The organism is Nocardia sp. NPDC056000, assembly GCF_042269265.1.
Classification (GTDB): Bacteria; Actinomycetota; Actinomycetes; order Mycobacteriales; family Mycobacteriaceae; genus Nocardia.
The window spans coordinates 273,759-297,728 of record NZ_JBHJXS010000002.1 but is presented as its reverse complement, the minus strand read 5'-3'; the positions used below and the strand labels follow the sequence as shown (position 1 = coordinate 297,728).

Annotated in this window: 23 protein-coding genes and 3 tRNA genes; 11 read left to right on the top strand and 15 right to left on the bottom strand. The window is 66.5% G+C overall.

The window, feature by feature from the left end; all coding sequences use genetic code 11:
- Nucleotides 1-19 precede the first annotated feature (19 nt).
- From ACFC4D_RS06470 to ACFC4D_RS06460, 3 genes are all read left to right on the top strand, one after another.
- Entirely contained in the window at nt 20-697 is a 678-nt protein-coding gene (locus ACFC4D_RS06470; protein WP_375962741.1) for a DUF3239 domain-containing protein, read from the top strand.
- A gap of 52 nt (nt 698-749) precedes the next feature.
- Nucleotides 750-1,388: a LysE family translocator gene (locus ACFC4D_RS06465; RefSeq protein ID WP_375962739.1), complete on the top strand. Its 639-nt coding sequence runs from the start codon at nt 750-752 to the stop codon at nt 1,386-1,388.
- Between the two features lie 67 nt (nt 1,389-1,455).
- Complete coding sequence (locus tag ACFC4D_RS06460; protein WP_376062019.1) at nt 1,456-2,865, top strand: M1 family metallopeptidase; 1,410 nt, start codon at nt 1,456-1,458, stop codon at nt 2,863-2,865.
- A 9-nt stretch (nt 2,866-2,874) separates the two neighbouring features.
- On the opposite strand, the gene ACFC4D_RS06455 is transcribed toward ACFC4D_RS06460, so the two are convergent.
- The 3 genes from ACFC4D_RS06455 to ACFC4D_RS06445 form a co-directional block, all read right to left on the bottom strand.
- On the bottom strand, nt 2,875-3,324 hold the full coding sequence (locus ACFC4D_RS06455) for a hypothetical protein (protein ID WP_376062018.1): 450 nt from the start codon (nt 3,322-3,324) through the stop codon (nt 2,875-2,877).
- Between the two features lie 108 nt (nt 3,325-3,432).
- Nucleotides 3,433-4,077 carry a LysE family translocator gene (locus ACFC4D_RS06450; protein WP_364641458.1) on the bottom strand — a complete coding sequence of 215 codons (645 nt, stop codon included), beginning with the start codon at nt 4,075-4,077 and terminating at the stop codon, nt 3,433-3,435.
- An 80-nt stretch (nt 4,078-4,157) separates the two neighbouring features.
- Complete coding sequence (locus ACFC4D_RS06445) at nt 4,158-5,339, bottom strand: pyridoxal phosphate-dependent aminotransferase (RefSeq protein ID WP_376062017.1); 1,182 nt, start codon at nt 5,337-5,339, stop codon at nt 4,158-4,160.
- A gap of 173 nt (nt 5,340-5,512) precedes the next feature.
- Between ACFC4D_RS06445 and ACFC4D_RS06440 the strand changes: the two genes are divergently transcribed.
- Entirely contained in the window at nt 5,513-5,770 is a 258-nt protein-coding gene (locus tag ACFC4D_RS06440) for a hypothetical protein (RefSeq protein WP_375962731.1), read from the top strand.
- Nucleotides 5,771-5,833: 63 nt separating this feature from the next.
- On the opposite strand, the gene sigJ is transcribed toward ACFC4D_RS06440, so the two are convergent.
- Nucleotides 5,834-6,760, bottom strand: coding sequence for an RNA polymerase sigma factor SigJ (gene sigJ / locus ACFC4D_RS06435; RefSeq protein ID WP_375962728.1), 927 nt, complete (start codon nt 6,758-6,760; stop codon nt 5,834-5,836).
- A 122-nt stretch (nt 6,761-6,882) separates the two neighbouring features.
- On the opposite strand from sigJ, the gene ACFC4D_RS06430 reads away from it, so the two are divergent.
- The gene (locus ACFC4D_RS06430) at nt 6,883-7,464 is read left to right on the top strand and encodes a GNAT family N-acetyltransferase (RefSeq protein ID WP_376062016.1); all 582 of its coding nucleotides are present in this window, start codon (nt 6,883-6,885) and stop codon (nt 7,462-7,464) included.
- Between the two features lie 323 nt (nt 7,465-7,787).
- On the opposite strand, the gene ACFC4D_RS06425 is transcribed toward ACFC4D_RS06430, so the two are convergent.
- From ACFC4D_RS06425 to ACFC4D_RS06415, 3 genes are all read right to left on the bottom strand, one after another.
- Nucleotides 7,788-8,885, bottom strand: a complete 1,098-nt coding sequence (locus ACFC4D_RS06425; protein WP_375962724.1) for a 3-deoxy-7-phosphoheptulonate synthase — start codon at nt 8,883-8,885, stop codon at nt 7,788-7,790.
- Between the two features lie 289 nt (nt 8,886-9,174).
- Nucleotides 9,175-9,537: a PH domain-containing protein gene (locus ACFC4D_RS06420; protein ID WP_364641476.1), complete on the bottom strand. Its 363-nt coding sequence runs from the start codon at nt 9,535-9,537 to the stop codon at nt 9,175-9,177.
- A 2-nt stretch (nt 9,538-9,539) separates the two neighbouring features.
- Nucleotides 9,540-10,424, bottom strand: a complete 885-nt coding sequence (locus tag ACFC4D_RS06415; RefSeq protein WP_376062015.1) for an oxidoreductase — start codon at nt 10,422-10,424, stop codon at nt 9,540-9,542.
- Nucleotides 10,425-10,583: 159 nt separating this feature from the next.
- Here ACFC4D_RS06415 and ACFC4D_RS06410 point away from each other — a divergent pair, with 159 nt between their 5' ends.
- The 4 genes from ACFC4D_RS06410 (at nt 10,584) to ACFC4D_RS06395 (ending at nt 14,099) form a co-directional block, all read left to right on the top strand.
- Nucleotides 10,584-10,748, top strand: a complete 165-nt coding sequence (locus tag ACFC4D_RS06410; RefSeq protein WP_375962719.1) for a DUF5993 family protein — start codon at nt 10,584-10,586, stop codon at nt 10,746-10,748.
- Nucleotides 10,742-11,404 carry a disulfide bond formation protein B gene (locus ACFC4D_RS06405; RefSeq protein ID WP_376062014.1) on the top strand — a complete coding sequence of 221 codons (663 nt, stop codon included), beginning with the start codon at nt 10,742-10,744 and terminating at the stop codon, nt 11,402-11,404. The genes ACFC4D_RS06410 and ACFC4D_RS06405 overlap by 7 nt, the downstream gene beginning before the upstream one ends.
- A gap of 58 nt (nt 11,405-11,462) precedes the next feature.
- A complete protein-coding gene (locus ACFC4D_RS06400) occupies nt 11,463-13,091 on the top strand; it encodes a (2,3-dihydroxybenzoyl)adenylate synthase (protein WP_376062013.1) in 1,629 nt (542 codons plus the stop codon).
- A gap of 126 nt (nt 13,092-13,217) precedes the next feature.
- Nucleotides 13,218-14,099 (top strand): oxidoreductase, encoded by an 882-nt coding sequence (locus ACFC4D_RS06395; RefSeq protein ID WP_376062012.1) that lies wholly within the window; start codon nt 13,218-13,220, stop codon nt 14,097-14,099.
- Between the two features lie 270 nt (nt 14,100-14,369).
- Here the strand turns inward: ACFC4D_RS06395 and ACFC4D_RS06390 are convergent, their stop codons facing one another.
- Entirely contained in the window at nt 14,370-15,704 is a 1,335-nt protein-coding gene (locus ACFC4D_RS06390) for a salicylate synthase (RefSeq protein WP_375962708.1), read from the bottom strand.
- A 200-nt stretch (nt 15,705-15,904) separates the two neighbouring features.
- Here ACFC4D_RS06390 and ACFC4D_RS06385 point away from each other — a divergent pair, with 200 nt between their 5' ends.
- On the top strand, nt 15,905-18,268 hold the full coding sequence (locus tag ACFC4D_RS06385; RefSeq protein WP_376062011.1) for a glycerol-3-phosphate 1-O-acyltransferase: 2,364 nt from the start codon (nt 15,905-15,907) through the stop codon (nt 18,266-18,268).
- On the top strand, nt 18,265-19,764 hold the full coding sequence (locus ACFC4D_RS06380; protein ID WP_376062010.1) for an HAD-IB family hydrolase: 1,500 nt from the start codon (nt 18,265-18,267) through the stop codon (nt 19,762-19,764). Before ACFC4D_RS06385 ends, ACFC4D_RS06380 begins: the two co-directional genes overlap by 4 nt.
- A gap of 51 nt (nt 19,765-19,815) precedes the next feature.
- On the opposite strand, the gene ACFC4D_RS06375 is transcribed toward ACFC4D_RS06380, so the two are convergent.
- The 7 genes from ACFC4D_RS06375 to ACFC4D_RS06345 form a co-directional block, all read right to left on the bottom strand.
- Complete coding sequence (locus tag ACFC4D_RS06375; protein WP_364641800.1) at nt 19,816-20,517, bottom strand: polyprenol monophosphomannose synthase; 702 nt, start codon at nt 20,515-20,517, stop codon at nt 19,816-19,818.
- 162 nt (nt 20,518-20,679) lie between these two features.
- Nucleotides 20,680-20,853 carry a hypothetical protein gene (locus ACFC4D_RS06370; RefSeq protein ID WP_364641503.1) on the bottom strand — a complete coding sequence of 58 codons (174 nt, stop codon included), beginning with the start codon at nt 20,851-20,853 and terminating at the stop codon, nt 20,680-20,682.
- Nucleotides 20,854-20,910: 57 nt separating this feature from the next.
- Nucleotides 20,911-21,963 carry a pentapeptide repeat-containing protein gene (locus ACFC4D_RS06365; RefSeq protein ID WP_376062009.1) on the bottom strand — a complete coding sequence of 351 codons (1,053 nt, stop codon included), beginning with the start codon at nt 21,961-21,963 and terminating at the stop codon, nt 20,911-20,913.
- Between the two features lie 65 nt (nt 21,964-22,028).
- Nucleotides 22,029-22,102, bottom strand: a tRNA-Phe gene (locus tag ACFC4D_RS06360).
- Nucleotides 22,103-22,137: 35 nt separating this feature from the next.
- Nucleotides 22,138-22,211, bottom strand: a tRNA-Asp gene (locus ACFC4D_RS06355).
- 35 nt (nt 22,212-22,246) lie between these two features.
- Nucleotides 22,247-22,319 (bottom strand) — tRNA-Glu (locus ACFC4D_RS06350).
- A 93-nt stretch (nt 22,320-22,412) separates the two neighbouring features.
- Entirely contained in the window at nt 22,413-23,078 is a 666-nt protein-coding gene (locus tag ACFC4D_RS06345) for a TetR family transcriptional regulator (protein ID WP_375962700.1), read from the bottom strand.
- Nucleotides 23,079-23,970 lie beyond the last annotated feature (892 nt).

The following is a 23,970-nucleotide window of genomic DNA, read 5'->3' as shown; positions in this document are numbered from 1 at the left end:
AAGGCGGGAGGGAAGGCACGTGCGACGCTTCGAATTCGCGGTCGACCGTGAGCATGCCCGGGCGGTCAACGAAGTCGTCGCCGATCTGCGGCGGTTGCGGGTGCTCGGGGTGGGCGCGGCAGTAGTGCTGGGGCTGGGCACCGCTTTCCTGGTGTGGGTGAATCACCCGTGGTCGTGGCTGCTGGCGGTGGCCTTCCTGCTGGGGGCCATCACCTCGCTGTTCATCGGCCTGTGGACACCGCATCGGGGCCGGGTCGACAAGCTCTATGCCGCAGGCGAACTGGTGCCCGCGGTGGTGTCGGAGACCAGCGGTTCGGGGGCGACGCTGCTGGCGCTGGTGGATCTGGCCAAGCCGAATACCGACGGCCCGCGGTACGCCCTGGTGACCCGCACGGTGCGCGCCCTGCCCGGGCATCGGACGCGGGTCGGCGAACAGGTGCCGTCGGTGACGGTGCGGATCGATCGCGCGCCCGGTTCGGTCGGCGAGCTGTGGCAGTCGGTGAGCGCCATGCCGATCGCCTGGGGCACCCGGGATCTCAATGTCATCGAACGGGCTCGCACCACGATCCGCGATGTCGAATGGCAGCTGCTCACCGACAATCTGGATCTGGCGGACAAGGTGCGGCACGTGGATGCCAAACGGCTGCTGCTGGATCCGCAACAGCTCCCCGAGGAGCTCCGCCGGGTAACCGGGTAGGCGCCGGGGTAAGCGACCCGAAATCCCTTGCCCCGGAACGTAGAATGATCCGATGATCCCCGGCGCGAATCTTGCCGCCTTCTTCGTCGCGGCCACCGTCCTCATCGTCATTCCCGGACCGGGAGTGCTCTTCGTCATCGGCCGCGCGCTCACCTCCGGGCGCAAGGCCGCCCTGCTATCGGTACTCGGTCACGCCGTGGGCGTGCTCCTGGTGCTCACCCTGGTCGCGATCGGGCTCGGCGCGATCGTGGCGGCTTCGGCCATCGCGCTCAACACCGTGAAGCTGGCCGGCGCCGCGTACCTGATCTACCTGGGCGTACAGGCCATTCGCGAACGCAAATCACTGCGCGAGGCGTGGGAATCGCGGCGCGAGGTCGCCGAGGGCGGCAAGCTGTTGCGGCAGGCGTTCCTGGTGGGGATCAGCAATCCCAAGGCCATTATCTTCTTCTCCGCGGTGCTGCCGCAGTTCGTCGATCCGGACAGTGGTCCGGTCCCCGTGCAGATGCTCATCCTCGGCCTCATCTTCCTGGCCATCGCGGTGGTCTCGGACAGCGCCTGGGCGCTGGTGGCGGGATTGGCGCGGGATTGGTTCGCGCGCTCGCCCAAGCGGCTGGAGACGGTCGGCGGCGCGGGCGGGGTGATGATCATCGGACTCGGCGCCAGCGTGGCCGTGTCGGGCACCAGTCATTGAGTGCGGCGGCGACTAGCATCGCCCGGGGGGTTCTTTCATTTCGCGCCGGAAAGGGGCGGTTCGACGTATGAGGCACAGCTGGTGGCGGTACACGGTGGTCGGCGCGATACTGCTGGCGGGCGCGAACGCCGTTCCCGCACAGGGTGATCCGGGCGATCCGTTCGCCGGTGCGCCGGGACTCGGCGATCCGTACTACCCGCTGGACGGCAATGGCGGGTACGACGCCAAGAACTACGACATCACCCTCGGCTACGATCCGGCCTCGCACGCCATGACCGGTTCAACCCGGGTGGACGCGGTCGCCACCCAGGCGCTGCGCACGTTCAACCTGGACTACAGCGGCCCGGCGATCTCCAAGGTGACGGTCAACAATCTGCCCGCCTGGTTCGATCGCACCCAGGAGCACGAGCTGGTGATCACACCGATGCTGCCGCTGCTGCCCGGCCTGCCGTTCACGGTGCAGGTGGAGTACGGCGGCGATATCACCGGCACCGACGGCGAGGGCTGGGTGCTCTCGCCCAGCGGCGGGGCTTTCGTTGCGGGCGAACCGCATTCGGCCTCGGCCTGGTATCCGCTCAACGACACCCCTTTGGACAAGGCCACTTTCGCGCTGCACGCCACCGTGCCCGCCGAATGGGAGGTCATGTCCAACGGTCTGAAGATCCGCGATGAGGTGCACGGGGCCAATCGCACGGTGGATTGGGAGATGCGCCAGCCCGTGGTCGGCTATCTGACCACCATCGCCATCGACAAATTCGACTTCCTGGCGCAGCAGCGCGCCAATGGCACACCGCTTTTGAGCGCATTCGCCCCGGACGTCAAACAGTCCACCCGCGATACCGAGGCGCGGCTGCCGGAGTTCCTGGACTTCCTGGAGCAGCTGTACGGCCCGTACCCGTTCGACACCGCGGGCGGCATCTACGTCGACACCGACCTCCAGTTCTCACTCGAGACGCAGTCCCGGCCCATCTACGCGCCCTGGACCGATCTGGACACGGTGGTGCACGAGCTGACCCACCAGTGGTGGGGCGATTCCATGTCGGTCGAGCATTGGTCCGATATCTGCCTGAACGAATGCTTCGCCAGCTACACCGCCGACTACCTGTGGCCCGAACGCATGGAGGGCAAGGACGTCGACGCAATGTATCGCGAGACCGTCGCCAAATACCGTGGCGAGGACAAGTTCTGGCGCATCATGCTGCAAAACCCCGGTGTCGGAAACGAATTCACCGCGGTCTACTACCGCGGCCCGCTCTTCCTGCACGCCCTGCGCCGCACCATGGGCGATGCCGCGTTCTTCGGCGCGGTCCACGATTTCGTCGACGGTCACCGCTACGGCAACGCCTCCATGCCGGAGTTCCGCCGTTTCATGCAGTCCCGCACCCCGGTGGACCTCACCGGCTTCCTGGCGGCTTGGCTGGACCGCTCCGAACCCCCGGCCGACGAATACCTCTACCCGGGCTCGCTGCGCTCCTGAGCGGCGGAACTACAAGCCGCGCTTCTTGTTCCAATCCATGACGTACCAGGCGTAGACGACATTGCCGATGCCGGCGGTGAACAGGAACAGCACTAGATGCACCCCTAGCGACTGCCGCTTGGGGGCAATCCGGAAGGTCACCCCGCCGCCGCGCGACGACGACGCCGATGCTGCGGCGACATTGTTGATGATGATCTGCGGCTGCTGGGGCGGGTAGCTGTAGCCCGGCTGGGGTTGATAACCCGGCTGAGTTTGGTACCCGGGCTGGGTCTGATATCCGGGCTGCGGCGCGTACCCCTGGGGCGCGTACCCGGGCTGCGGGGGATATCCCTGCGGCTGGTAGCCGGGCGCGGGCTGAAGCTGCTGGCCCGGCTGCTGATATTGATTGGGCATCGGCTGGCCGCCGAACTGGCCGGGCGCTTGGGGTTCGTAGCCCCCATACGGATCGGGCGCGGACATGCGGAGAAATCCCCCTCCAGAGAATCAAACATGCGGAACGAGCAATACAGTAATCGAAAGCTGTGCCGCTGCATGATCATTCGCTCCGGGCATGATCCGGTCGGGTGGTCAGGCGGGTAGCGGGCGGGCGCGGTCGGTGGCGACCAGGGCGGCCATCACGCCCAGGACCGAGCCGGTGACCAGGCGCTGGGCGCGCAGCCAGAGCGGGCGGGCGGCGAGGAAGGTCGCGAGAGCGCCCGCGCTGAGCACGATCAGGCCGTTGACCGTGATGGCGATGGCGATCTGCACCGCGCCCAGGCTCAGGCTCTGCAACCAGACCGAACCGCGGGCGGGGACCACGAATTGCGGGATGAGCGCCATGTACATGATGGCGATCTTGGGGTTCAGCAGGTTGGTGAGGAAACCCATGGCGAACAGGCGGCGGGTGGGGTCGGCGGGCATGGCTTCGGGGGCGAAGGCCGAAAGGCCGCCGGGGCGCAGGGTTTTCCAGGCCAGGTAGAGCAGGTAGGCGGCACCGGCCAGTTTCAGGGCCAGATACAGCGCGGGCACCATGGCGAACACCGCGGTGATACCGGCGGTGGCGGCGGCCAGGTAGACCGCGAATCCGGCCGCCACACCCGTCAGGGAGATGAATCCGGCGCGGCGGCCCTGCGACACGGTCCGTGAGACCAGGTACATCATGTTCGGGCCGGGCGTGAGCACCATGCCCAGCGCTATCGACGCGACACCGAGAACCGCGGCCATCTGGATCATGACCTAGATCCTGCGCGAACTGGCCCGCCCTGTCGCGGGCCAGTCGCAACCGAGTGGACTCCCCCTTGTCTCCCGGGCGGTCAGCGAGCGGAGGCGGTGCGGCCCGCGCGGAGGCGGCGGACGCCCTCGGCGATGGTCTCCTCTTTCTTGCAGAAGGTGAAGCGGACCAGGTGGTTCCAGGAGGCTTTGTCATCGGCGAAGACGCTGACCGGGACCGCGGCCACGCCGAGGCGTTCGGGGAGTTCGCGGCAGAAGTCGTAGGCGTCGGTCGCGCCGAGCGGGGTGATGTCGGCGCAGACGAAATAGGTGCCGTCGCTGCGCTTTACACCGAAGCCCGCCTCCGACAGGGCCGCGGAAAGGCGAAGGCGCTTCTCCGAGAGCGTATCCCGCAGTGCGGCCACCCAGCCCTGTGAATGTTCCAGGGCGTGCGCCACAGCGGGCTGGAAGGGGCCGCCGCCGACGAAGGTGAGGAACTGTTTGGCGGCCAGCACGGCGTCGATGAGCGGAGCGGGGGCGCAGGCCCAGCCGATCTTCCAGCCGGTGACGCTGAAAGTCTTGGCGGCGCTGGAGATCACGACGGTGCGCTCGAACATGCCGGGCAGGGTGGCGATGCTGATGTGCTGATGCCCGTCGAAGGTCAGATGCTCGTACGCCTCGTCCGACATGACGTAGAGGTCGTGTTCTATGGCGAGCTGCGCGATCGCGGTCAGATCCGCGCGGGAGAGCACCGCGCCGGTCGGATTGTGCGGTGAATTCACCAGCAGCATGCGGGTTCTGGGCGTGATGGCGGCGCGCAGGCTGTCCAGGTCCAGGGCGAAGCCGTCACCGTCCGGGACCAGGCGCGCGGTGCGGCGCTGCGCCCCGGCCAGTGCGATGGCGGCGGCGTAGGAGTCGTAGTAGGGCTCGATGAGCACCACTTCGTCACCGGGTTCGACCAGTCCGAGGATGGTGGCGGCGATGGCCTCGGTGGCGCCGACGGTCACCAGCACCTGACTGTCCGGGTCGTAGTGGGTGCCGTAGCGGCGGGCGCGATCGGTCGCAATCGCTTGGCGCAGTACGGGTACGCCGCGACCGGGCGGGTACTGGTTGAAACCGTCGGCGATGGCCTGCCGGGCCACATCGAGCATGCCGACGGGGCCGTCGGAGTCCGGAAAACCCTGCCCCAGATTGACGGCACCGTGCCGGACGGCGAGTTCGGTCATCTCAGCAAAGATCGTCGAGGCGTACGGGCGCAGCCGGGCGACGGTCGGAATCGGGCGCATGTCCGGAGGATAGTCCACCCGCCGCAATGGTTGCGAAACGATAGCGAAAGGCTATGTTTCACTTTTGGATCGAACTCCCTACCTGGCTCGTTGTGCAATGCCCTAAAGGCGGCTAGCCTGCCCGTGTTTTATCTCACAACCGCCTATCAGCGGTTTCTCGAAAGGGGCGAAATATGCCCTCGTACTTAGAACTTCTCTTGCACCCGGCGGCGGCGGTCGATTTCGTACATCAGATTGCGCATCAGCTTATTGCGGGCAACTGGTCGACCGGGGACTTCAACCTCGGCTCCAGCTTCCCGCCCTCCGGCTCGGGCGGGTCCGGCTCCGGTACCGGTTCGGGTATCGGAAACTGCATGCCCACCGGTTCGGTCAGCCTGTCCGGCGGTATGGATTGCAGCTCCGGCTCCGGGTTCACCTACCCCCCGAAGTAATGAGCGCCGATGTGCGGCATGTCGGTCGGGGGTGTGCCGCCCATCGGGTCTCGGGACCGTACGTCAGTGCGGTAGCCGCAGGCCCTCGAGCTTGGCCGGATTGACGAGATCGTAGACGCCCCAGACCTTTCCGTCCCGCACGGTGAACCCGTAGACGCGCGGAGGGGTCCCGGGACGCCCCTGTTCCGAGGCACGCTCGTGCACCAGAATCCCCAATTGGCCGTTGACGAGCACGAATTCGAACGCGCCCGATTCGTAGACCGCCGGATCGTCGAAACCGTGCCGGGTACGCAGCCCGAGCCAGAGCCGGGCGTTCTTGTCCACGCCCGCAACCACATTGATCGCCGTCGCGGTGGTGCCGCCCGCATCGCCGATGGTGCGCACATCCGGATGCAGCGCCGCCACAACGGCATTCACATCACCCCGGTACAGCGCCTCCAGCAGTTGCTGCACAGCGGCATTGTGCTCGGCATCGGTGACCGGTTCCGGGCTGTGCGCCAAGGCTTTTCGCGCCCGCGAGGCCAGCGCCCGCGCCGCCTCGACGGAAACGCCCAGGATGTCCGCGATCTCGTCGAACGGCACCGCGAAGCCGTCGTGCAGTACGAAAGCCACCCGCTGCGGCGGGGTGAGGGTGTCCATGACCACCAGGGCGGCGAACCGCGCATCCTGTTTGCGCACCACCGCGGCCAGCGGATCGGGTGCGCTGGAGGGTTGCGCGCTGGTCACAATGGGTTCGGGCAACCACTGACCCACGTACTGCTCGCGTCGCGCGGCGGCACTGCGCAACCGGTCCAGGCAGATTCGCGAGACGACGGTGGTGAGCCAGGCGCGCAGATCCTCGATCTCGTGCTGCCGGGCCACCGCGAGCCGCAACCAGCTCTCCTGCACCGCGTCCTCGGCATCGACGACGCTGCCCGTCAACCGATAGGCCACCGAGAGCAGGTGTGGCCGATGGGTTTCGAACAAATCGGTGAGCAGAGCGGCGACCATCGACCCGATCCTACGGTCGCGGTCGGACCAATCGGGCACCGCCCCGGACGGCGTCCGCACCACCGCGGCCGACCACCGCAAACCCGATGCGCCCGTGCGAGGTTCCGTGACAGCATGGCGGAATGGACGCGCGGACGCTCACTAACGGCACGGTGTGGCTGTCCCCGCCGACCGCCCTGGATATCGACGACATCACCGCGTGCTGCCAACAACCCTCGGTCGGCCGCTGGACCACCATGCCGGTCCCCTACATCCGCGCCGACGCCGAGAAGTTCATCTACGACATGGTCACCCCCGGCTGGGCCGACCGCAGCCCCACCTGGGCACTGCGCCTGGGCGAACACGCTCCGGTCGTCGGCATGATCGGCCTGGGCCCGATTGATTCACGCCGCGACCACAATTCGGCCGAAATAGGTTTCTGGCTCTCCGCCGAAGTCCGCGGCCGCGGCCTCATGACCCAGGCCGTGCACCTCGCCTGCGAGGCCGCCTTCGCCCCCGGCTGGCTCACCCTGGACCGCATCGAATGGCGCGCCATAGTCGGCAACCACGCCTCCGCCGCCGTAGCCCGCCGCGCCGGCTTCCACTACGAGGGCCTACTCCGCAGCGGCTGCGTCCAACGCGGCACCCGCCTCGACAGCTGGATAGCCGCCCGCCTCCGCACCGATCCCCCCGCCCCCGCCCCCACCTGGCCCGACGGAATCTGACCCCCATCCCAAGCAACACCACCCCACCCCAAACAGCACCACCCCCGTCATCCCAAGCAGCACTACTTCCGTCATCCCAAGCAGCACTACTTCCGTCATCCCGGCATGCTTTTGGCCGGGATCCACACCTGCTGCCGGACAACAGGTTTCAGTGGATCCCGGCCAAAAACGCGCCGGGAAGACAGGGGGTCACATTCGGGTTCGGGACGTGCCCGAGCGGTTCGATCCGGTCGCGCGTCCGCGCGGGAAGGGTCGATCCGGGCAGGCGGCCGCACCGGGAGGGTTCCGGCCCGACACCGGAACCCGCTCTCCCGCAGCCTATTTCAGCCGCGTGCCGCGCGACGGGCCGCTACCGCATCGGCCAGCACATCGAGCTGGGTGGCGGTGACATCCCAGTCCAGGCAGGCGTCGGTGATGGACTGGCCGTAGGTGAGGGTTTCCGGGTGGCCGAGGGTGAGGTCCTGGCGGCCCGCGACCAGGAAGCTCTCCATCATCAGGCCGACGACGGTGTCCTCACCGGCGGCGATGCGGCCCGCGATATCGGTGACCACGTCGACCTGCTTGTTGTGGTCCTTATTGCTGTTGCCGTGCGAGGCGTCGACCACCAGGCGCTGCGCCAGCGACGACTTCTCCAGGCGGATAAGGGCTTCCGCGCAGGAATCGGCGTCGAAGTTGGTGCCGTTGCTGCCGCCGCGCAGGATGACGTGGCAGTCCGGGTTGCCCGCGGTGCGGATGAGCGCGGAACGCCCGTCCAGATCGGTGCCGGGGAAGACATGGCTGGCCGCCGCGGCGCGCACGCCGTCGACCGCGACCTGCACATCGCCGTCGGTGCCGTTCTTGATGCCGACCGGCATGGACAGCGCACTCGACAGCTGCCGGTGCACCTGGCTGGCGGCGGTGCGCGCGCCGATGGCGCCGTAGGACACCAGGTCCGCGATGTACTGCGGGGTAATCGGATCGAGGAATTCGACCGCCACCGGCAGGCCCAGCCCGGTGATGTCGAGCAGCAGTTCGCGGCCGACGTTCAGCCCGGTGTTGATGTCGAAGCTGCCGTCCAGGTGCGGATCGTTGATCAGGCCCTTCCACCCGAGCGTGGTGCGCGGCTTCTCGAAGTAGACGCGCATCACCACGTGCAGCCGGTCGCCGAGCTCGGCGGCCTTGGCGGCGAGCTTGCGGGCGTACTCCATGGCGGCGGCGGTGTCGTGCACCGAACACGGTCCGACGATCACCATCAGGCGGTCGTCCTCGCCGTTGAGCACCTCGACGGTGGCCTTGCGGCCCGCGCGCACGGTATCGGCGAGCGCGTCATCGAGCGGGTAGTCGCCGCGCACCTCGGCCGGCGAGCGCAAGGGGCTCACGCTGAGAGTGCGCTGGTCATCGAGATCGGCATGCCGGGGATCGAGATCGGCAGCGGTAGTCATGTTCGTGGGTTCCTTTTCTCAGGCCGACCCACGGGGATTTCTGACTGTGAACCCCTCGGAGCCGGTCTGTTCATCCGGCTCGGGGTGGAGAAGGTCAGCGCAGGTTCGCGCCGCCGAGCCCACCCGGGGCCGGCTGGCTAAACCAGAAATACACGCGCTGCATGCCCGGCACAGTATCAGAGATGACGGAAATTGCGTGTGGCAGCCGACACACAGTGGGATGCCGTCCCATCGACTGGGACGGCATTCGGGAAAATCGCCCGCTCGGAACCTGATTGCCGAGCCGTAGCTAGCGCGCGATGTAGTGCAGGATCACATCGTGCACATGCCGCGTCTTCTCATCGCCGCGGAACTCGACCTCGTAGTTGTTGTGCCCGGTGCTGATCACGATGTGGCCGGAGGAGAAGAACTGTCCGGCGAACGATTTATTGGTGATCACGCTGACGCTGCTGATCCGCGCGTACGGAATGCTCGTGATGGCGATCTTCTTCCCCACGAACGAGTTGTCCTGAATGATCACGCGCCGATCGGTGAGCCCCAGGAATCCGGTGCCGACCCCGATGGCGTCGTACACCGCCAGGATCGTCTCACCCTGCAACAGCCCCTGCTGAATCTTCTCCAGCTGATCGCGCCGGTCGAAGGGAATGCTCACCGCTACCGCCGCGGGAACGCGTAGCTGACCTTGGTCAGCTGTTCGGACAGTTCCCACAGCCGCCGCGCGGTGACCTCATCGCGGGAAGCTGCGGTGGAGCCGCTGGGCCCGGGATTACCGCGCAGACCGCGCAATCCGGTCGGGCCGTAGAATCCGCCCGGCCGCACCTCGGCGGCGGTGGCGGCGAAAAGGCTTGGCAGCGCGCCCATTTCGGCGCTCTGCGCGAAGAGCCGGTTACCGGCCGCCAGGAAGTAATCCTGGAACGATTCGGTCTTGCCCTGCAATTCGGTCGCGGCGTAGCCCGGATGCGCGGCCAGCGACAGCTTCGATGAGCCCGCCGCGGTCAGCCTGCGCTGTAATTCGTAGGCGAACATGAGATTCGCCAGTTTGGACTGCCCGTACGCGAGCCAGCGCTGATAGCGGCGATGCTCCCAGTTCAGATCCGCGAGATCGATCTTGCCCATGGCGTGCATCCCGCTGGAGAGAGTGACGATGCGATCGCTCACCTTGTCCAGCAGCAGCCCGGTGAGCGCGAAATGGCCGAGATGGTTTGTGCCGATCTGCATTTCGAAGCCGTCGGCGGTGCGCTTGAGCGGTACCGCCATCAGGCCCGCGTTGTTGATGAGCACATCGGCGGTCTCGACGGAATCGGCGAATTCGCGCACCGAGGCCAGATCGGCCAGGTCGAGTCGCCGCACCTGCACGTTCTTACCGATGCTGTCGGCCACCGAGCGCGCCTTGACCTCATTGCGGCAGGCCATGATCACCTGCGCCCCGGCCTCGGCGAGGGCTCGCGCGGTGACCGCGCCCAGCCCGCTGTTGGCGCCGGTCACGATGATCGTGCGGCCGGCCTGATCCGGGATGTCGGCTATGCCCCAACCACTCACGAGGTCGAGTCTAGGGGCGTGCGCGCCCGCCCGCCGGATCTCGCCACCAACCGGCCCGTGCCCGAAATTCGCCGTACGTTCGCGGAGCAATTCGGAACGGCGGCGTGTCCGAGTCCGTTTGATAGGCCCTGACCAGGCAAAGCGGTAGCGTCCGCGGCTATGGACACGCTCATACTCGCGGGTTTGCTATGCGTGCTGTACTTGATTCTCAAACAGAGTTCGCGGCGCGCGATTCTGACCGGCTGGTGGATCGCGGCGATCGCCTGCGGCGTACTGCTGAAGCTGCACATCACCAGCAGCCTCGGATTGGGGCTGACATGGTGACCGATACCGCGCCCGGAACCGTGGAAAGCCGTGGCGGAGTGCTGAATCAGCTGCAATTCTGGCTGGCGCTGATCTTCATGGTCGGTTGGGCGGGAGTGATCTGCGGCGGGCTCGGCTTCCAATTCGTGAACTGGGAGTACCCGTGCCCGCTGTGCATGCTGCAGCGCTACTTCATGATGCTGGCCGCGCTCGGCGGGGCGTACATCGTGCGCAAGGGCATGACCGGCACCATCGCGCCGCGTGATTACGCGGTCGGCTGGGGTATGGCGATCGTGGCCTGTTTCGGCGGCGGTTTCACCGCGTGGCGGCAGACCATGCTGCACATCCTGCCGGGCGATCCCGGATACATGGGCGCGGTGTTCGGCCTGCACCTGTACGTGTGGGCGTGGATTCTGTTCGTCGCCGCCATCACGACAATCGGTGTGGTGCTGACGTTTTCGTACGGGACGTCGACCACGACGATTCCGGCTCGGCCGCATCGGATGGCCGGGCAGCTGGCCTTCGGCTTCCTCGCGCTGGTGATCATCGTGAATCTGGTGGCGACGTTCTTCCTGGAGGGCTTCCACTGGAAGCTGCCCGATGATCCGGCCTGTTATCAGCTGCCGCACGATCTCGGCATCCTCGACGGCGGATGCGAGCTGCCCGCCACTCACTGATTGAGATAGGGTTGCCTAACCTTCATTACGCAACCCTTACTCCCAGAGGCTCAGCATCGTGACATCGCTATCGACCGCACGCGACCACCGCGACGGCTTCGTCCCCTTCCCCGCCGAACTCGCCGAAAGCTACCGGCAGGCCGGATATTGGGCCGGTCGCCCACTCGGCGAACTACTCCGCGACGCGGCGCGGCAGTGGCCCGACCGCATCGCCCTGCTCGGCGATCCGGGCACGCCCGGGGCGGGCGCGACCTACGCCGATCTGGACACCGCCGCCGATCGGATGGCGCACGGACTGCTGAAACTCGGTCTGGCGCCCGGTGATCGGGTCGTGGTGCAGCTGCCCAATGTGCTCGAATTCGTGCCGGTGCTGTTCGGTCTGCTGCGCGCGGGCATCATCCCGGTGCTCACCCTGCCCGCGCATCGGCGCGCCGAGATAGAGCATCTCACCCGGCTCTCGGGTGCGGTCGCGTACGTGATCGCCGACAGGGCAGGCGATTTCGACTATCGCGCGCTCGCCCATCAGGTGTGCGCCGCCGTGCCCACGCTGCGGCATGTGCTGGTGCTGGGCGATCCCGGCGCGTTCACCGATCTGCATTCGGTGCCCACCCCGGGCGGTGCGCTGCCCGAGGTCGATGCCACCGATATCGCACTGATGCTGGTCTCGGGCGGCACCACCGGCCTGCCCAAGCTGATCGCGCGCACCCACGACGACTACTACTACAACGCCACCGCCAGCGCCGCGGTGTGCGAACTGCGCCCCGAGGACGTCTACCTCGCGACATTGCCCGTGGCGCACAACTTTCCGCTGAGCTGCCCCGGCATTCTGGGCACCATCGCCACCGGCGGCGGCATGGTGTTCGTCACCGATCCGAGCCCGGAGCACGCCTTCGCCGCCATCGAACGGCACGGCGTGACGGTCACCGCCGTGGTGCCGCCGCTGGCCCAATTGTGGACCGCGGCAGTGGAATGGGAGGAGGCCGATCTCGCCAGCCTGCGCCTGCTCCAGGTCGGCGGCGCGCGCCTGGCGGAGGTCAACGCGCGAGAAGTGCGGCCCGCCTTGAATGTTCGGCTCCAGCAGGTGTTCGGCATGGCGGAGGGGCTGCTCAACTACACCCGCTTCGAGGACTCCGACGAGATCGTCTGCACCACCCAGGGCCGACCGCTCTCCCCCGCCGACGAGGTGCGCGTGGTGGATGCCGAGGGCAATGACGTCGCCGACGGCGAGGAGGGTGAGCTGCTCACCCGCGGCCCGTACACGCTGCGCGGCTACTACCGTGCGCCGGAACACAATTCGCGCGCCTTCACCCCCGACGGCTTCTATCGCAGCGGTGATCTGGTGCGGCGTCTGCCCAGCGGGCACCTCATGGTCTCGGGCCGTATCAAGGACGTCATCAACCGCGGCGGCGAGAACATCTCCTGTGATGAGCTCGAAGAGCATCTGCTCGCCTATCCGGGCGTCCGGCACGCGGCCGCCGTCGGGCTGCCCGATGACGTACTCGGCGAAAGAGTCTGCGCCGTACTGGTTGTCGAGGCGGATATGCCGACCCTGGCCGAGATCAAGACCTTCCTGACCGAACGCGGCCTGGCCACCTACAAGCTGCCGGATGTATTGCGGCAGACCGATATCCTGCCCATCACCGCCGTCGGCAAGATCGACAAGAAGGCGCTGCGTGCCGCCCACTGAGGCGCGCGGGAGCACGGATTCGCGGTGGCCGCACCCGGGGTACCGGAGATCGGGCGCATTGGGCATGTGCACTTCGTCACCGCGTTTCCGCAGGACACGCGGACGCGGGCATCATAGGGTTCATCTATGGGTGGGTGGAATACGTCGAATATCCCGGACCTGACCGGTAAGACCTACATCGTGACCGGTGCGACCAGCGGGCTGGGCGCGTCCACCGCACGCGGTCTCGCCGAGGCGGGCGCGATGGTGATCATGGCCTGCCGCAATGAGATCAAGGCGCACGAGGTCGCCAAGACCATCCGGGGCAAAACGCAGATCCGGGTGCTGGACCTCGCCGATCTGGCCTCGGTGCGCGCCTTCGCCGACACCGTCGACCACGCGCACGGACTGATCAACAACGCGGGTGTGATGGCCGTGCCGTACGGCCACACCGCCGACGGCTTCGAAACGCAGATCGGCACAAACTTTCTCGGCCACTTCGCGCTCACCGGCCTACTGCTGGACCGCATTTCCGAACGCGTGGTGAACGTCTCCAGCATCACGCACTACATCGGCCGCATCGATCTGGAAGACCTGAACTGGGAGCGCCGCGCGTACTCCCGCTTCGGGGCCTACGCGCAAACCAAGCTCGCGGTGCTGATGTTCACCTATGAACTCCAGCGGCGACTGCTGGCGGCCGGATCGGCCAAACTCGCGCTGGCGGCGCATCCCGGCTACGCCGCTACCGAGATCAACTCGAAAACCCAGAACCTGCTGGAGCAGATCATCGATCTGGGCAATCGGCTGATCGCGCAGAACGCCGATATGGGCGCGCTGCCAACGCTTTTCGCCGCCACCGCGCCCGAGGCGGAGCCCGCTGGCTACTACGGGCCGGCTCACTTCAATTGGAGCGGTCATCCGGTCCGGGTCAGTTCCAATGCCGCCTCGCACGATGAGAAGGTCGCCGCCCAGCTCTGGGAGCTCGCGGAACGATTCACCGGCGTCGACTTCACGGTGCACCCGGACTGAACCCAAAAGCGGCACCCGGACTGAACACACTTCGAGCGGGAACCCACGGCACCGTCACTTGCCGTGAGCTCCCGCTCGATGAGTGGTGTGCGCAGCGACCCCGCCGCGCCTCGGATGAGCCACGCGCACACCACGTTCCACGATGTCGCGCATCACCTGATGAGCATGCACGCCACCGCGTTACGCGGAGTACGCGTGCGTCATGTCATCCCAGGCTTTCGCACACACCACGTTTCGGAAGGCCGGCGATGCGGCCCCGGGTCCGTCCGGTCAGGCGCGCACCACGTAGGGCGCGACACTGCCGAGCTTTTCGCAGGTCTCCTCGAATTCGCGTTCGGGCCGCGACTGGCCGACCACGCCCGCGCCCGCGCGCAGCCACGCACCGGAGCCGGTCTGGTAGACCGCGCGCAGCACCAGGGTGGCCTCCAGCGCGCCATCGGGGGAAATCGTCACCACGGCACCGGAATACAGGCCGCGGGCGTCATGGTCGAGGCGGAAGACCGCGTCGACTCCGGCCGCCTTCGGAATGCCCGACGCGGTCACCGAGGGGAACAGGGTTTCCAGCGCGTCCCACGGACTGCGGTCCGCGGCGAGGCGGCCCTTGACCGTGGAGGCCAGGTGCTGCACGCTGCCGCGTTCGCGCACGGCCATGAAATCCGAGACCGCGGTGGTGTCGGGTTCGGCGACCGCGGCGATCTCGGCGAACGAGGTCTGCACCGAGATCGCGTGCTCGACAATCTCTTTCGGATCGCTGATCAGGTCGGCGCGCGCCGCGGAATCCACCGCGTCACCGCGGCCGAAGGCGCGGGTGCCCGCCAGCGGCTCGGTGGTGACAATGCGTTCACCGTCGACAGAGGCCACCAGTTCCGGGCTGAAGCCCGCCGCTTCCAGACCGCCCAGGCGCAGCAGGAACGAGCGCGCGGGCGTGTTGTTCATGCGGCCCAGCCGGTAGGAGTCCGGAATGTTCACCGCGAAGGGCAGATCCACCTTCCGCGACAGGATCACCTTCTGATACTTGCCGTCGTGGATCTCGGCGACACCGGCCGCCACCCGATCGGCGTACCCGGTCGGATCCACGGTCACGTCGACCGGATGCGCGACCGGCAGCGCACTGCCCTGGGCCGCGGCGATGAGTTCGTGGATATCGGCCGTCTCGGCGGGTGTCGCGCCGGCGACCCGCACGCCGGAGGCGTCGATGCGCACCTCGATGCGCGGAATCATCAGGTGCGCCAGCGTGGCCCGCGGATGCACATGCGCGGTCGCGCCGAGCGACCAGGCGCAGAATTCGAATCCGATCCAGCCGTACGCGTTTCGCCGTCCCAGCGGAATTCCGGCCAGGGCGCGATCGACGGCCTGGGCCGGACTGCCTTCCCACGCACCGGAAGTCGTCTGTCCGTCCCAGCTCACCCGCAGCTCGTCCGCGTCGAGTTCGACGCCACCGATCGGGTCGGCCGCGAACACCCATACACCGGGGCGCTCGTACACCACGTATTCGCCGAAGCGATCCGCCGCGGCCAGTGCGGCGACCGCTGCCACCGGATCGGTGACGTGCTCGCCCCATCGCTGCTCTTCGTCGAGCCGTACCCGTTCGTCCGTGGCCGCCACCAGTCCTCCAAGGTTATGCTTACCTAACTTATTGAGGGAGGTTAGCATTACCTTCCTTCAAATGGTCAACCCCGGCGGACGACCTCCGTCACACTCACCGAAACCCGCAGCACGATCGGGGAATTGGTCGGTCCGCAACCCCGCGGCCCCGCTTTCGGCTTCAATGGATTGCGGCGGCACACGTGCGGAGGTAACTACAGATGCTCGATCACGACAGTCGGCTCCCGGAGGCCGCCATCACCCCCGGGTCGGTGGTGGCGCTCGTCGACGCCGCCGGCCGGGTCGAACGCGAACTCATCGGCAATTGGCTCGCCGAGGGCGGTATCGCCCAGGAATACGGGACCGCCGCCCCCGTCACGCAATTGGATCTGGACGCCGACGCCGTCACCACCCGGCTGGTCGGGCGGCATGACGATCCCTTGGTGGTGCCGGTGCGCGTGCTGTGGCTGCCACCCGAACGAGATGGTGTGCGGCGCACCAGCTTCGGCGATCTCATCACCCTCACCAATCCGCGCAAACCCAACCGCTTCATGCAGCGGCGACTGGTCACCAAGGCCCCCGACCGGCATCTGGTACTCACCGGCGCGCCCGCCCGGCTCAGTGAGCTGCGCGCCAACAATCCCGGCTCGATCGGCGCACCGGAATCCTTCGCGCGCGCCATCGTGCGCGCGGGCACCGTCGCCCTCGAACGCGCCGAGCGCGCCGTCATCGGCGACCGGTACAAGGTGCCGCGCCTGGTGGTCGAGGAGATCCTGGACTCCCCCGAATTCCTGCGCCGCCTCGACGTCATCGCCGAACAGGCGGGCACCGCGCCGCGCGAGGTCTACCGGCGCGCGGAGAAGGGTCTGCGCGAACTCGTCGCCGCGCAGAGCCGTCTGGTCTCCGATCTCTTCACCCAGGCCATGCGGCCGGTGCACGCCTCCACCTGGAAGGTCGACGACGATCCGATCGGATTGGACCGGCTGCGCGCACTCAATCGCCGGTATCCGCTGGTATTCCTGCCCTCGCACCGCTCCTATGTGGACGCCTTCGTGCTCGGGGATATTCTGGCGCGCAATGACTTTCCGCCCAATCATGTGGTCGGCGGGGCAAACCTGAAATTCTGGCCGATCGGGCCCATCGCCCGGCGCACCGGAACCGTATTCATTCGGCGCAGTTTCGGCGATGACGAGGTATACAAAGCGGTCGTCGAGGAATACTTCGCGTATCTGCTCGCCAAACGATTCAATCTCGAATGGTATTTCGAAGGCGGGCGCACCCGCACCGGCAAACTCCGGCCGCCCCGCTACGGATTGCTGAATTACCTTGCGTCGGCATTGCGTTCCGCGCGCATCGACGATGTGATGCTCATTCCGGTATCGATCACCTATGAGCGGCTCAATGAAATCGGGGCCATCGCCGATGAACAAACCGGCGGTATAAAACAGGCCGAAGGGCTCGCCTGGCTGGCCCGCTATGTTCGCAATCAACAGCATTCCGCCGGACACGTCTACATTCGCTTCGGCAGTCCGCTGTCCGCCCGCGATCGACTGGCGGCGCACGGCGATCCGCTGAAAATCCATGCGGCGCAGTCCGAGCCGGAACTCGAGGACCTGGAACACAAGGCGGTGCAGCGGCTTGCCTTCGAGGTCGCCGTCGGCATCAACGAGGTCACCCCGATCACCGTCAACGCCCTCACCACACTGGTGCTGCTCGGCGTGCACGAGCGCGCGCTCACCCGCGATGAACTGGGCAAAGCCATCTCGCCGGTGCTGACCTACATCGAGAACCGGGCACTGCCGCGCGGTGAACTGGAAACCCTGCGCGATGATCACGGCCTGGCCGTGGTGCTGGAACAGCTCGCCGTCGCCAAGGTCGTCACCGTGTATCGCGGTGGCCTGGAACCGGTGTACTCGATCGGCGCGGGCGCGCATCTGGAAGCCGCCTTCTACCGCAACAGCGCCGTGCACTGGTTCGCCAACCGCGCCATCCTGGAACTGGCCATTCTCACCGCCGTCGAAGCACCCGAGGGCGATCAGTTGCGGGTCGGCTGGGAAGCCGCATACCGGCTGCGGGACCTGCTCAAATTCGAATTCTTCTTCCCCGAACGCGCCGAGTTCACCAGTCAGCTCACCGCAGAAATGCTGCGAGTGGATCCGGAGTGGCATCGCCGCACCGCCGCGGGCACGGTGGGCTCGGAAATCCTTGCGCACCTGGCAGAATCGGGTTTCATGATGGCCCACCGGGTACTGCGATCCTTCTTCGACGCACAACTCGTGGTCGCCGAACGACTGGCCGCGCGCGATCCCGCCGTCACCATCGACAAGAAGACGTTCACCGACGAATGTTTGCAGGTGGGCAAACAGATGCTGCTGCAACAGCGATTGCACAGCCCCGAATCGGTGTCCTCCGAATTATTCGGCAGCGCACTCAAACTCGCCGACAATCACGGCCTGCTCGAAGGTGACGATCCCGCCGAACTCGTCGACCGGCGCACCCGATTCGCCGCCGAACTGCGCGATATCAGCGCCCGCATCTCCCGCGCCGCCACCCTCGACCCGTCCAACCGGCTGGACGCGCTATGACACACCGGGCCTCCGGCGGCGAACTGCTGGCCCCGGGCGTCGGCATCATCGAACAACCCATCGGCGCAATGGATCTCGACGAGGCGGTGGCCGCCATCCGCTCCGGGCCGCAGGGGCCGGGCGTGGCCGCGATCTTCGACTTCGGCGGGACCGTGATCAGCGGATTCAATCCGCCCGCCATCGTGAAACGCCTCATCCGCCGCGGCGGCGACAATGCCGTCAGCGCCGTCCTGCTCGGCAGCATCCGCGGTGCGCGCAGCGAAGGCGAATACGAACGCTTCCTGCAACAGGCCATGCACACCTGGGCGGGCGTGCCCGAAACCGAACTCGAGGAACTCGGTGCGCGACTGTTCCACAAGACCGTGCACGGACACCTCTACCCCGAAGCCTGGCGACTGGTGCGCGAGCACGAAACCGCCGGGCACACACTGCTGCTCGTCAGCTCGCTGACCAGGTATCAGGTGCAACCGGTCGCCGAGGAACTCGGCATACCCAACGTGCTGTGCACCACCATGGCGGTACAGGACGGCGTGCTCACCGGACACGTCGACGGAAAACCACTGTGGCGCAATGGCAAAGCCGACGCTGTGCGCAGGTTCGCCGCGACCCGCTTCATCGACCTCGCACAGAGCCGGGTGTACGCCGACAGCGCCGCCGACCTGCCACTACTCCAGCTGGCCGGACATCCGGTCGCGGTCAACCCGGACCCGCGAGTGGTGCTGGAGGCCGCCGAGAAGAGTTGGCCGGTACTGCATTTCCGGCCCCGGCAGGCACCGACACCCACCGACTACGCGCGCACCCTCTCCGGATTCGGGGCACTGGTCGGCGGCGCGCTGTTCGGCATCGCCGCCAAGGCGCACACCAAACAGCGCAGGCAGATGGCCGATTCCATGCTGACCGTCGCCGCCGACTCCACACTGCGCGGCACCGGCGTGCGGGTGCGCGTGGCCGGGGCCGAAAACGCCCGTGCGCCACGGCCCGCCGTGTTCATCTTCAATCATCAGAGCCAATTCGACATCGTGGTGATCGCCGAGGTGCTCGGCGACGGTTTCACCGGTATCGCGAAGAAGGAAGTCGCCAACAATCCGCTGTTCGGGCCCCTCATGCGGTTCGTGGAAGTCACCTTCATCAACCGCGGCGACAGCGCCGCCGCCAGAGCCGCCCTGGAACCCGTCGTCGAAACCCTCAGGGGCGGACTGTCGGTCGTCATCGCCCCGGAGGGCACGCGCTCGCTCACGCCGCGCGTAGGGGCCTTCAAGAAGGGCGCGTTCCACATCGCCATCCAGGCCGGGGTGCCGATCATCCCCGTGGTGATCCGCAATGCGGGCGAAATCGCCTGGCGCAATTCGGCCGTCGTGCGCAAGGGCGTGGTGGATGTGGCCGTACTGCCGCCCATCGACGTCAGCGGCTGGGATCCCGCGCAGATGGACGACGAGGTGGCGGCGGTCCGTCAGCAGTTCGTGGACACCCTGCTGCACTGGCCCGAAAACGAGTGATCCCGCACCACCTCGTGGTGCGGGATCGAAGTCACGGCGTGCGATCGCGCGTCAGACGGCCTTGCCGAACAGCAGCTTCCACGGCATCAACGCCGATTCCAGCTGCACCTTCAACGTCATCTTGGACGCGCCCTTGGTGCGCTCCTCGAAGCGGATCGGCACCTCGGCGATGGTGATGCCCTTCTTGACCGTCCGATAGTTCATCTCGACCTGGAACGAGTAACCGTTGCTCTTGATCGAGGACACATCGATGGCGCGCAGCGTATCGGCCTTCCACGCCTTGAAACCGGCGGTCGCGTCCTTGACGCCCAGGCGCAGAATCAGATTCACGTAGAAGTTGGCCCAGGCGGACAACGCCTTGCGATGCCACTTCCACTCCTCGGCGGTGGAACCGCCGGGCACATAGCGGGATCCGAGCACCACGCCCGCGTCCGTGGTCTCCAACTTCTCCAGCATGGCCGGAATCACCTCGGCGGGATGCGAGAGATCGGCGTCCATCTGGATCACCACGTCCGCACCCTCGTCCAGGGCGCGGGTGATGCCCGCGATGTAGGCGCGGCCCAGACCGTCCTTCTCGGTGCGGTGCAGCACGCTCACCACATTGGGCAGGTCCACCGCCAGCTTGTCGGCCACCTCACCGGTGCCATCGGGTGAATTGTCATCCACCACCAGCACGTGCAGGTCGGCCACCGGTAGTGCGGTGAGTCGCTCCACCGCCACCGGAAGATTCTCCCGCTCGTTGTAGGTCGGCACCACAACGGTAACCTTCAAGACTCGCCCTCCCGCTCGATTCTCGCCCGTACGCGCCCCCGGCACGGGTGGGCACAACGTCGATTCTGCTCACGGAACTTTAGTTGATGTACCTGAGGTACACGTGAGCGCATAGGCCCGAGCGGCCAGTCCAGCGAGCCGTCCTCAGTCGTCGTCGGCGTCCGCGGCCTTGTTCCGCGCCTTCGCGATCTCCAAAGCCCTTTCGGCAGTTGCCTTATCAGGATACGGCCCCATCCGCCCGCCCACCCAGCACTGCTTACCCTGCTCAGCCCGGTGATGATCGATGCAGTAGTACCACTGGTTGTCTTCATCAGCCATGCCTCCAGCATGGCACCAAGATCAGGACGGTCGGCCGGGAACACGCGAAAATCAGGGCTAGCAGGGCTTCACCTGGTAGGTCGGGCAGAAGTCCCCATACTGTGCGTCCCAGGCCCGGAACGGTTGCGACCGCGGTGTGAAGCCCCTGGGCCAGGTCGTCGCCGGGTCGAATCGCACGAACATGACACTCGCCCCGTTCACCTGTTCCTCGTCGGTGGTCATCAGATCCGGTAGCGGGCCGGACGAGAAGGCCATCGAGAAACCGTCGGCCAAGCTCGCACCACGGAGATCCGTGTGGGCGAACTGCGCGCCCCGCACATCGGCACTGCCCAGTGCGGCCATACGCATATCGACCGAGGCGAACCCGGCTCTGTGCAGCTTCGCGTCACCGAATATCACAGCCTGCATCGAACCGCCTTGAAACCCGGCGTCGCGCAGGTCAGCGCCATCCAGCACCGCACTGTCGAGGACGGAGTCCACGAATACCGATTCCCGTAGGTCGGCCTGGAGCAACAACGCGTGCGTCAGGTTGGACTGTGTCAGAAGCACCTTCCGAAAGTTGGCATTCCTCAGGTTGGCCCACACCAGGCAGGTATTCGACAGGTCGATGATCTCGACATGAGCGTCATCTCGGCCGCCGATCACGGTCAGCGCGGTCTGCACGTCGAGATCGGGTTCTTTCTTGACCACACCGCATTCGGGCCCATTCGGCGCGTGGGTGCGCACGAAGGCTCCGAGCATCTGCATGATCGGCTTGCGATCGGGCTCGGAATCCTCGGAGAGCTTGCGTAGCAGGTTGATTCCGCCCAGCCGGATGTCGAGGCTGCTGTTGCCCAGCTGCTCGACGGCTTTGGCGAAACGGTCGGTGACGGCGGTCTGACGTGCCAGACCGGACTGTTCGCTTGTCGCCCTGAGTGATTGGTTGGTGAACCACAGCGTGGCCAGTGCGGCGATGGTGGTGACCATGGCCGCCAGCTTCGGCCAACCGCCCCAGCCGAACAGCGCTCGGCTCGCGCGGCGGACGCGGAAGCGGCGCGTATCGGGTTGGCGCAGAGAGTGAATGCGATTCGGACGGCGTCGCGCGCCGGTTCCCCCCGTTGCTGATCTCACCCCTTGATTTTCCCTCGGGGGTACGACAAAAAAGGTCGCACCCGCGGGTGCGACCTTTGTCGTTGTGGCCAGAGCCGGGATCGAACCGGCGACCTTCCGCTTTTCAGGCGGACGCTCGTACCAACTGAGCTACCTGGCCGAAGCACCCGGTATCGAATGCCAAGATAAGTCTTGCGACCCTGACGGGACTCGAACCCGCGACCTCCGCCGTGACAGGGCGGCGCGCTAACCAACTGCGCCACAGGGCCTTGCTTGCTCCACTACAACAGTGTTGCCACTGTTGTACCCCCTACGGGATTCGAACCCGCGCTACCGCCTTGAAAGGGCGGCGTCCTAGGCCGCTAGACGAAGGGGGCCCGCCGGATCACTCCGGACCGTTACACTCAACGGCTTCCGTTGGGAGCGGAGATAGCTTATGACAGCATCCGCTCTATTCCCAAATCTGCTGGTCAAACCGTCAAATTGAGATCTTCCAGCCGGGCGGACACCCGCCAGCCCACGCGCCGGAACTCCTCGGTCCACTCGGGAGTCGCGGTGGCTTCCACGATCATCTCGAGCGCCTCGGTGAACCGGGAGCGCAGATCGACCGGACCGCCCAGCACATCGGCGATATAGCGCTGACCCGCCAGGGCCGCCGCCAGTGTGCGGGTGAAGCGGTCCGGATCGGCGTCACCGCGCAATTGCTTGTGCTCGGTGGCGCGCACCGCGAGCAGCCGGATGGACCGCCCGAGAATGCGACCGCCGCCGGCCTGGATATCGCGATAGAACTCCGGTTCGATGATGAGCCGGAACTCGGCCTGGATGATGATGTCGTTCTCCAGCCGCAGCGCGATCTCGTCGATCATGCCGTGCAGGACATCCAGGGGTCCGAGATCCCCTCTGCCGAGCCATCTTTCGGTGGACACGCGGTAGCGGTCGACTGCCGCTTCCAAGACCGCGCGAGCCAGGTCCTCCTTGGAGTCGAAGTGAAAGTACATGGCGCCCTTGGTCGCGCGTGAACCTTCCAATATGCGGTTGAGCGATGCAGCGGCATAGCCGCTCTTCCCGAACTCAACGGCGGCGGACCTTATGATCGCCGCGCGTGTCCGGCGGGCCCGCTCTTGCTGCCGTGCCATGCTCGAAACGCCTCCGAAGCTAGCTACCGCCGCTGGCTACCCCGTGGTGTTCCACAAAGCGCCCTCGACGCAAAGTTACGTGTCTTTCAAATACTTCAAAACGGGCTTCGCCCGAATTACCAAACTTTTGGTACGAAAAAGCGCGAAAAACTTGAAACACACCAACTGGTATAGTTTTTCCCGCCCGGGTGCGCCGCAGGGGGTGCGCACCCGGGCGTTCTAGTCGTCTGGAACCGCCTCCCGCAGCCTGATCTGTTGGAGCCGCGATCGATCGGAACCGTTCGCAACCCATTCGGGCATATCAACGATAAGCCGAATCCCGTGCTACCGGGGCAATCCCGGTTCTTCAGGAATTCACCAGTCGGTCACCGTACCCGGAATGCGCACCCTGCGTGAGGTGTACCGGAGAGTCAGTTAGCCAGCATGCCCCCTATCGAAAACCGCAATTCCCCAGCTAACAGCTGGGTGAATGGTCCGGAAAGCTGAATTCGCCCATATCCCTTGAACGTTCGGTATTCGGCCACAGCGGCACACCCCGCCGCCACACGCCCGGCAGCACCCGCGGTACCGAGCGCCGCCGGCCGCGCCGAATCCGGCCGGTTCCCGGCCTGCGCTCCAAAATGCTTGCCACACATCACCATTGGATGATATTCACAATCAGGCGCATCGAAACAATCTGCGTGTCAACGCGATTGCCGAACGGCAGTACAGCGCCGGTTCCGGCGTGCGCGCGCACGACCGGGACGCAACCGGGCCGCACCCCTCGCGCCGCCCGCGCGCCCCTCCCCGGCGCGCGGTCCGCCCCCGCCCGCGCCGCCATCAATCCCCACCGACCGGTCCGCACCCTCACAGCCCCTCATCGTGCTCCGCGCACCCCACCCCGGTGCCCCCG